The 9325-nt window shown below is 39.0% G+C and carries 7 protein-coding genes; 5 read left to right on the forward strand and 2 right to left on the reverse strand.

Going from position 1 to position 9325, the window contains the following annotated elements:
• Both GPDM_RS02520 and GPDM_RS02525 read left to right on the forward strand, forming a co-directional pair.
• Positions 1-2835, forward strand: a complete 2835-nt coding sequence (locus GPDM_RS02520) for a YhgE/Pip domain-containing protein (RefSeq protein WP_237704124.1) — start codon at positions 1-3, stop codon at positions 2833-2835.
• 171 nt (positions 2836-3006) lie between these two features.
• Positions 3007-3501: a GNAT family N-acetyltransferase gene (locus tag GPDM_RS02525; protein WP_008428657.1), complete on the forward strand. Its 495-nt coding sequence runs from the start codon at positions 3007-3009 to the stop codon at positions 3499-3501.
• A gap of 62 nt (positions 3502-3563) precedes the next feature.
• Here GPDM_RS02525 and GPDM_RS02530 read toward each other — a convergent pair whose 3' ends face one another.
• Entirely contained in the window at positions 3564-3926 is a 363-nt protein-coding gene (locus GPDM_RS02530) for a winged helix-turn-helix transcriptional regulator (RefSeq protein ID WP_008428659.1), read from the reverse strand.
• Between the two features lie 125 nt (positions 3927-4051).
• On the opposite strand from GPDM_RS02530, the gene GPDM_RS02535 reads away from it, so the two are divergent.
• From GPDM_RS02535 to gshAB, 3 genes are all read left to right on the forward strand, one after another.
• Positions 4052-5167: an S-(hydroxymethyl)glutathione dehydrogenase/class III alcohol dehydrogenase gene (locus GPDM_RS02535; protein ID WP_008428662.1), complete on the forward strand. Its 1116-nt coding sequence runs from the start codon at positions 4052-4054 to the stop codon at positions 5165-5167.
• 4 nt (positions 5168-5171) lie between these two features.
• Complete coding sequence (fghA, locus tag GPDM_RS02540) at positions 5172-6005, forward strand: S-formylglutathione hydrolase (protein WP_008428664.1); 834 nt, start codon at positions 5172-5174, stop codon at positions 6003-6005.
• 238 nt (positions 6006-6243) lie between these two features.
• Entirely contained in the window at positions 6244-8511 is a 2268-nt protein-coding gene (gshAB, locus tag GPDM_RS02545) for a bifunctional glutamate--cysteine ligase GshA/glutathione synthetase GshB (RefSeq protein ID WP_008428666.1), read from the forward strand.
• A 95-nt stretch (positions 8512-8606) separates the two neighbouring features.
• Here the strand turns inward: gshAB and GPDM_RS02550 are convergent, their stop codons facing one another.
• The gene (locus GPDM_RS02550) at positions 8607-9155 is read right to left on the reverse strand and encodes a plastocyanin/azurin family copper-binding protein (protein ID WP_008428668.1); all 549 of its coding nucleotides are present in this window, start codon (positions 9153-9155) and stop codon (positions 8607-8609) included.
• Positions 9156-9325: the final 170 nt, after the last annotated feature.

Genomic DNA, 9325 nt, shown 5'->3' on the forward strand with positions numbered 1-9325 from the left:
ATGTTGAAAAAAGAGTGGAAACAATTATTTTCAAAACCTTTACTACTCGGAACTATGATTGTAATGATGTTTATACCGATTATTTATAGTGGTTTTTTTCTCGGCTCTTCGTGGGATCCGTACGGCAAGACAGATCGCTTACCAGTAGCGGTGGTAAATGAAGATGTGCCGGCAGACTATGAAGAGGAAACCTTATCTATTGGGGATGAATTGGTCGAAAACTTAAAAGAAAATGACGCACTCCATTGGTATTTCACGGATGCAAAAGAAGCTGAGCAAGGAATGGAAGATGGCAAGTATTTTATGATACTTACCATTCCAAAAGATTTTTCAGCTAATGCAGCATCTGTTATGAAAGAGCAACCAACACCAATGAATTTACAGTATGAAACCAATCCTGGCCGCGGATTTTTTATCGAATCGGTAAGCAAACAAGCAACAGCTAATATAAAAGAAGAAATTGCTGAAAGTGTGACTAAAGAATACGTAAAAGCGGTATTCGCTCAAATTGAAACAATAGGCGAAGGAATGGAAGAAGCCGCTGACGGGGCGGAGCAAATCGATTCTGGAACTGTGCAATTGCAAGAAGGAACTGCCGACTTAGTTGCAGGACTGGGGACTCTTTCAGAAGGAAGTTTGAGTTTTCAAGAAGGCGCAGAGAAATTAGAGGTTGGTGTGAGTCAGTTTGCAGCCGGAACAACCGAACTAAACGAAGGGGCAAACTTTTTAAACAAAGGAATTATTTCGTATACAGCGGGTGTAGGCAAATTACAAACCGGTATAAATGGGCTAGCTGAAGGAACTGCAGAACTAACCAATAAAGGTCCACAGCTTGTGAAAGGTTCTCAAAAACTGTCAGAAGGTCTTAATTCACTTGTCCCTGGAGCTGAACAATTAAACCAAGGGCTTTGGAAAACCCAAGATGGCAGTGAACAGTTAACGGAAGGACTACGCGAGTTACAGGCGCAAACAAGCCAACTAACAAATAGCTCTTCTGGTATACAACAATTGGTGTCTGGACAAGCAGCTTTAGGAGAGGGGCTTTCAAAACTTTCTTCCGGTAGTTTAACTCTTCAAGAAGGACTTGGCTTGCTAGAGGGTCAACTTCCTTCAGCAGATCAAATAACGAGTTTGCAGCAAGGATTAACAGCAATTCAAGAAAGTACAAACCAATTAAATGGCGCTGTCTCTATAGGCGATACACAAGGTGTATCGCAAATTCAAGCCAATTTGGCAGCAGCACAGCAAGCTATTAATGATCTTCAAGGAACATCTTTACAAACCACGATTACTGCTTTAGAAGCAACACCAACTTTTAATAGTTTACCGCCAGAACAACAAGCTGAACTAACTGCAGCAGTTAGCGGAAGTATAGAAAGCCAATCAGCCACTCAGCAAGAAACTGTTGAGAAGCTAAAAGGAAGTTTGGCAGCAATATCAGCTAATCTCAATGAGCAACTAGTTCCCGCATTTCAAACTCTTGGGTCATTGCCAGAGAAAGTGGCTGAATTGAATAGTGTAGTAGCGAAAGTGAATCCATCGGCGTCATCAGCACTTGGCGGCTATTCAACCGTTCAAAACGCACTTTCCGCACAACTTATTCCAGGTGCAAAAAATTTACATGCTGGAGCAGAAAAAGCTGTAGAAGCAAATGAAAAACTTCAGTCTGGAGTAGATAAAACAGCTGATAATTTACCAAAACTTGCAGCGGCGGTTGATCGCCTAGCGCAAGGAAGTTCCTCTTTAACTGAAGGGGTATCATCGCTTGCTTCAGGTTCACAAGGACTTGTGGAAGGGGCTAATTCACTCCAACAAGGTTCTGAGGAATTGCAGCAAGGAACCGTTGCTTATACAGCCGGAGTATCAGAAGCGGCACAAGGTGCAGGTCAACTGCAACAAGGAACCGCAGAACTTGCTGCAAACTCCGACAAACTAAACTCGGGTTCTGCTGACTTGGCAACAGGTACTGACCGTCTAACAAAAGGCGTTCAAGCATTGTCAAGCGGAGCAGGAGAACTTGCAGGAGGAGCTGCTGAATTGCATGATGGTGCCAGCAAACTTGAGGACGGTTCAGGAGAATTGGGAAATGGCATTGGAGAACTTGAGGAAGGGGCCGCCGAATTAGCTGGCAAACTTTCAGACGGAGCTGAAGAAGTTGGGGATGCTTTAGTATCCGATGCGAATTACGATATGATTGCCGCACCTGCAACAACAACCGAGAGTAAAAAAAGTGAAGTGCCTAACTATGGTCATGCGTTGGCACCTTATATTTTATCACTTGCCCTTTTTGTTGGTGCTTTGTCGTTTAATTTAGTATTTCCAATAAATGCTCCAGCAGGACGACCAACCTCAGGGTTCGCTTGGTGGCTCAGCAAATTCTCACTTGGGTTTATCCAAGCGACTGCAGCTGCATTAATTGTGGATGCGATTATGTTGTTTGGCTTTCATCTACAAGTCGATCATGTTGGAGAGTTTATCGGGGTCTCTATTGTCACTTCACTTACTTATATGTTCTTAATCATGTTTTTAAGTATTACTTTTGGAAATCCCGGACGCTTTGCCGCCATGATTATTCTTGTTCTTCAATTAGGTTCGAGTGGCGGAACGTTCCCGGTCGAATTGACAAACAAATTCTTCCAAAGTGTTCATGATTTTGTTCCGATGAGCTATGCAATTTTAGGCTTCCGAGAAGCCATGTCTTCGGCATATGGGACCGAGACCTTACTAATGAGTCTGTCAGTACTTAGTGCTTTCATCTTAGTCTTCAATGTACTGTTGTGGGGCGTCTTGAGTTTAAGAAGCCGCAAAGCTTTTAAATTAGCAGAAGAAAATTAATAAAAAATTGTATAGAAATTTATACATCACAGACTGTAGCTAACTCTTATTCCGCGAGTTAGCTACAGTTTTTTATTTTAAAAGAGGACTTTTCAATAAGAAAACGAAAATAAGATGTGAGACGAAAATTGGATAAGTTTTCTAAACGCATTTTGTTAGGAGGTAACACAAATGCCATATATTCAAACAAGTCGATTGACCCTAGTAACATTTACGACGGAATTGATGCAAGCAGCGATTATTGACCAGTTAGAATTAGCCCAAATAACACCTTATAAAGTGGCTGCTGGATATCCATCTAAAGAATACAAAGAAATCATTCCGTACAAAATTAAGCGCTATAGCGAATATCCATGGGAAAATGAATGGGAAGGAATTATTATCCATAACGCTTCTCAGACAATAATGGGGGACATGGGTTTTAGACGAAAAGACGGAGATCAAGATCAGTTGGAATTAGGGTACAGTATTGCACCGACTTATCAAGGGAATGGATATGCAACTGAAATGGCAAAAGCAATGGTAAAGTGGGGGTTAAAACAGCAAGAGATTAAAAAAATTGTAGCAAGCTGTGATCCTAGCAATATCGCTTCAGTACGAGTGCTAGAGAAGGCCGGACTCAAACAGATTAAAGAACATAACAACAAAATTCACTGGACAACTTAACCCTATAAGTCAACAGCCGCTGTCTGATTGAGTATCAGGCAACGGCTGTTGATCTAAATAAGTTAGTTAACAGATGGGGAGTTCGCCTCTTTTTCCACAAAAGCAGCAAATTCATCTCCCCAGTTACAAATAGAAGTAACGACTGGCTCTAGCTGAAGACCCATATCACTTAGTTGATACTCGACTTTTGGTGGAACCACTGGATAAACAAATCGTTTGATGAGTTTATCTTCTTCTAGTTCTCTCAATTGTCGAATAAGCATACGCTGATTGGCTTGAGGTAATTTTTTTTGAATTTCACTTAGTCTTAGTGGAGACTCTTGCAATAAACACCAAATAACGGCTATTTTCCACCGCCCGCCGATTGCTGATAAGGCTAAGTCTTTGCCAGAGAAATAAGTTTTATCTTTATATTGAATTTCCAAGTATTTCACTCCTTTACGTAAATCATAACCCATAGTGACAAAAACGTCAGTATTGTTTAATGCATTTTTCTATGTGAACATGGGTATAGACGAAAGTAAAACAAAAAGAAAGTAGGAATATAAAAATGAAAAGTAAAGCAGCAGTTGCATTTAAAGCAGGAGAACCCCTTCAAATCGTAGAGATCGACGTAGAGGAACCAAAAGCAAAAGAAGTCATGGTCAAAATTTTATATACATCAGTTTGTCATACTGATGCGTTCACGTTATCGGGTGATGACCCAGAAGGTGTTTTCCCAGCCGTATTAGGCCACGAGGGCGGCGGAGTTGTCGTCTCAGTTGGAGAAGGCGTAACATCTGTAAAACCAGGAGATCACGTAATTCCGCTTTACACAGCTGAATGTGGCGAGTGCAAATTCTGTTTGTCTGGTAAAACGAATCTGTGTAGTGCCGTACGTGAAACACAAGGAAAAGGCTTAATGACTGATGGCACAACTCGTTTTTCTTATAATGGCGAACCCGTTTATCATTATATGGGCACTAGTACATTTAGTGAATATACGGTAGTTAACGAAGTAAGCTTGGCAAAAGTCGATGAAGACGCACCGTTAGATAAAGTTTGTTTACTTGGTTGTGGCGTTACAACTGGGATGGGCGCAGTGAAAAACACTGCCAAAGTTGAAGAAGGTGCAGTAGCTGCCGTATTTGGAGTAGGCGCTATTGGTTTAGCAGTTGTTCAAGGACTTGTTAAAGCAAATGCTAGTCGTATCATTGTAATTGATTTGAACGAAGATAAATTTGAATTGGCGAAAAAAATGGGCGCAACTGATTTTATCAACCCATCGAAATTTGATAAGCCAATTCAAGAAGTGATTGTGGAAATGACCGATGGCGGCGTAGATTACAGCTTTGAGTGTATTGGAAATGTTGACGTCATGCGTTCAGCTCTTGAATGTTGTCATAAAGGATGGGGCGAGAGCATTATCCTAGGTGTTGCGGGTGCCGGAAAAGAAATTAGCACGCGACCATTCCAACTAGTCACTGGACGCGTATGGCGCGGATCGGCATTTGGCGGTGTAAAAGGCCGTACAGAATTACCAAGAATGGTTAAAGATTTTATGAATGGTGATATTGATTTAGAATCGTTCATCACGCATCAACTAGATTTCCAAGATATCAACAAAGCGTTTGAACTTTTGCATAAAGGTGAATCGATTCGCACAATTTTAACTTACGGAGAGTGAAATGATGAATCTCAATATTAGTGAAACGAAAATTGCTTTTGGTGGCGAACAACGTAAATACACACATTACTCAGAAGCCTTACAGTGCGATATGACGTTTAGTATCTACTTGCCATCTACTAATGAACAACAAGAAATTCCACTCGTTTGGTGGTTATCAGGCCTCACTTGTACAGATGATAATTTTAGTCAAAAAAGTGGGTTTCAGCGATTAGCAGATCACCATCAAGTAGCAGTTATAATTCCTGATACTTCTCCTCGAGGAGAAAATGTGGCGGATGACGCTGCATATGACCTTGGACAAGGTGCAGGCTTTTATGTAGACGCTACTGAAAAACCATGGTCTGAGCATTATAAAATGTATACCTATATAACAGAGGAATTAGCGGGAATTGCCACTTCTTTAGTGCCTAATTTCTCAGGGAAAGAAAGCATTATGGGGCACTCGATGGGTGGCCACGGAGCTTTAGTAATAGGATTGAAAAATACAGACCGCTTTAATGCCATTTCTGCATTTTCTCCTATTTTGAACCCTATTCAAACTCCTTGGGGGAAGAAAGCTTTCTCGACTTATTTAGGTGAAGACCAAGAATCTTGGGAATCGTGGGACGCTTCAGAACTGATTAAAAAAACGAATGCACCCCCAATTATGATTTCACAAGGAACAAAAGATGGTTTTTATCCAGAGCAGCTAGAAGAGTCGACATTTTTGAAAAATGCTAAAGAAAATAACCAGTCGGTAGAGTATATAAAACACGATGGTTATGATCATAGCTATTTCTTTATCTCGACATTTTTAGATGACCATTTTGCTTTTCACGTGAAGCACTTAAAATGATACTCATTTTAAAATAAGTTCTAAAAGGGGACATCCCTACATTTCAAGCAAATGTAGGGATGTCCCATTACTTTGAAGTTCTTGAAATAACTTGTTTTTGAGAACAATTTAAAAGTATAGGCAATAAAAAAGAACTTCTACCAAGAGTCATGTATAATCGGCTTATATTGTGTTATAAAACTTGGAATTAGCCGGGGAACAAAGTCCGAACACATGTAAATTTAAAGGTTGTGATAATGTGGATATTAAAAAATTATTAGAAAACGATCGAGTAAAGCCCTATGTATTAAAAGCCCGTTATGGTCTTGAAAAAGAAGGACAACGAGTTGATTTGACAGGGAAGCTGGTTAACACAGATCATCCAGCAACAATTTCAAAGAGCGATGATCATCCGTATATAAAACGAGATTTTGCAGAAACGCAAATGGAGTTAGTCACACCTGTTACAGATACGTTAAAAGAACTATTTGACTATTTAGAGTCGATTCATGAAGTAGCTTATCGTTCATTGGATAAAAACGAAATGATTTGGCCATTGAGTATGCCTCCAGAACTACCTGAAAAGGAAGAAGACATTATCATTGCTAAATTAGCAGATGCTGAAAGTGTTCGGTACCGTCATTCGTTAGCAGAATCGTATGGTCGACGTAAACAAATGATAAGTGGAATTCATTATAATTTTGAATTTAGTGAGGAACTGCTTCACGCTTTATTCGCTGCACAGTCTGAAATTGCAGAATATCATTTGTTTAAAACAGAAATCTACATGAAACTGACGAGAAACTATTTGCATTACCGCTGGTTAATTACTTATTTGTATGGTGCATCGCCTAGTAGTGAAAAGAACTTTTTTGAAGACGACTCTTTAGTAGAACCGGTGAGAAGCATTAGAAGCAGTAAGTTCGGTTATGTAAATCGGGAGAATGTTCAAGTTTCTTATAGCAGCTTGAAAAATTACATCTCAGATATTTCTACACTCGTAGAAAAAGATGTGTTAGTTGAAGAAAAAGAGTTTTACTCAGCTGTTCGTTTACGAGGCGGCAGTCAAGTTGCAGATTTAGAAGAGCGTGGGATTGGCTATATCGAGTTAAGAAATATCGATATTAATCCTTTTGATAAAAATGGAATTAGCTATGAACAAGCAGAATTTCTGAACTTATTTATGGTTTATCTACTATGGAAAGATGAAAGTGCTCATCATGACGAGTGGGTAAAAGAAGGAGAACTTACGAATGAAAAAGTAGCGCTTGAGCATCCACTAAAGCCCACTCAGTTTAAAGCAGAAGCTGAAACGATTTTAGATGAAATGGAACAATTGGTGGAAACTTTAGGTTTATCTGTTTCAGATAAGCTACTTGTCACTGAAAGAGACATGTTGGATGATCCGAGTAAAACGATAGCTGGAAAACTTTATAAAGAAAGCCAGCAAAGCAGTCAAAGTCAATTAGCACTAAACATTGCAAAAGAATATTATGAAAAAGCATGGGATATGCCTTATCAATTAACGGCATTTACAGACATGGAGTTGTCTACACAACTATTAATGTTCGATGCGATTCAACTTGGTATTCAAGTAGAAATTATCGATCGACAAGATCAATTTTTAAAACTGAAGTTGAATGACCGTATTGAATACGTTAAAAACGGCAATATGACGAGTAAAGATAGTTATATCGCTAGCCTAATCATGGAAAACAAAACCGTGACTAAAAAAATTCTTCAAAAACGAGGGTTCCGTGTACCTTTAGGTGACGAATTTAATCATATTGAAGAAGCTCTACAGTCATATGCTTTATTCGCTAGTAAAGCTTTTGTTGTAAAACCAAAATCAACAAATTATGGCCTTGGCATATCAATCTTCAAAGATGGTGCAGCATATGAAGATTATGAACAAGCTTTAAAAATTGCCTTTAAAGAAGATTCTTCTGTGTTAATTGAAGAGTTTTTGTCAGGTACAGAATATCGCTTTTTTGTTATTAACGATAAAGTAGAAGCCGTGATGGCTCGAGTTCCTGCAAACGTAACAGGCGATGGAAAAAAGACGGTCGAAGAGTTAGTCGCTGAAAAAAATGAAGATCCATTAAGAGGGAAAGATCACCGGACGCCACTCGAAAAAATTCAATTAGGCGAACTCGAAATTTTAATGTTAAAAGGTCAAGGTAAGCAAATAGACTCGATTCCGAAAAAAGGCGAAGTTTTGTATTTGCGTGAAAACTCTAATGTGAGTACGGGTGGGGACTCTATTGATGTTACCGACCAAATTCGCGAAGATTACAAAATTATCGCAGTTGAATCAGTTGCTGCGCTTGGTGCAAAGATTAGTGGACTTGACTTAATCATAGAGGACATTGAAGTACCTGCTTCAAATGACAAAGCATATGGAATTATTGAAGCAAACTTTAATCCTTCTATGTACATGCATGTTTTCCCGTATAAAGGGAAATCCCGTCGTCTAACGATGAATTTGCTCTACTATTTATTCCCCGATCTTGGTAAAATAAATTAAAAATTATAGAGGACACCGGTAAACTACGCCGGTGTCCTCTATTTATTGTAAAAGTTTAATTCTTCAGTAGTTAACTTGAAATAATAAAATCAGAGTTATTCAAATGCGACATTATGTTGAACTTGATCTTGGTTCGTCCAAACGATTGTTGTACCAGGAGCAACCGTGATAGTATCTTCACCAAATTCATAATCTGCAATATCAACTTCGATATTATCCATGGCTTCTGCACCTTCTTCTACTAGTACCGTCATTTGCATAACAGGATGTGGCTCACAGTAAATCGAAAACTCACCAGTTTCGTTAAAGACAAAGCTTGTTGTTTCCCCATTAGATAAAAGGTTTGATGCTGTTCCGCTCTTCGCTTCCGGCGCGTTTTCCGCTACGGGTTCTTCTTCAGCACCTTCTTCTGTCGTTTCTTCTGCAGGTTCTTCAGTAGTATCTTCTTCAGTAGTATCTTCTTCAGTAGTAGTTTCTTCTTCCGTTGTCGTTTCTTCTGCGGTAGTAGTTTCTTCTTCTGTAGTGCTTTCTTGTTCTTCAGCTACAGGTTCTGTTGATTCCTCCGCTACCGGTTGTTCTTGTCCACAAGCTGCTAGTGATAAAATACCTGCCGCAAGGATAAAGCTAAATTTTTTGTTAATCATTATATTTCCTCCTCGTTTTTTGTTCTTGTTAATAAAACGCAAGAAGATGAGGAATAGATTACTTTTACATAAAAAAAATTAAGATATTAACTTTCTTCTATATAAAGAGAGAAAAAAGATTATTCATCTATGTTAGTTTATCAAGCAAAAAAGAATTTTAAATTAATTTC

It is taken from the genome of Planococcus donghaensis MPA1U2, from assembly GCF_000189395.1.
Classification (GTDB): Bacteria; Bacillota; Bacilli; order Bacillales_A; family Planococcaceae; genus Planococcus; species Planococcus donghaensis_B.

Coding starts and splice junctions, on each gene's coding strand:
- GPDM_RS02525 (WP_008428657.1), top strand. CDS start 3,007: ATGCCATATATTCAAACAAGTCGATTGACCCTAGTAACATTTACGACG.
- GPDM_RS02550 (WP_008428668.1), bottom strand. CDS start 9,155: ATGATTAACAAAAAATTTAGCTTTATCCTTGCGGCAGGTATTTTATCA.
- fghA (WP_008428664.1), top strand. CDS start 5,172: ATGAATCTCAATATTAGTGAAACGAAAATTGCTTTTGGTGGCGAACAA.
- GPDM_RS02520 (WP_237704124.1), top strand. CDS start 1: ATGTTGAAAAAAGAGTGGAAACAATTATTTTCAAAACCTTTACTACTC.
- GPDM_RS02535 (WP_008428662.1), top strand. CDS start 4,052: ATGAAAAGTAAAGCAGCAGTTGCATTTAAAGCAGGAGAACCCCTTCAA.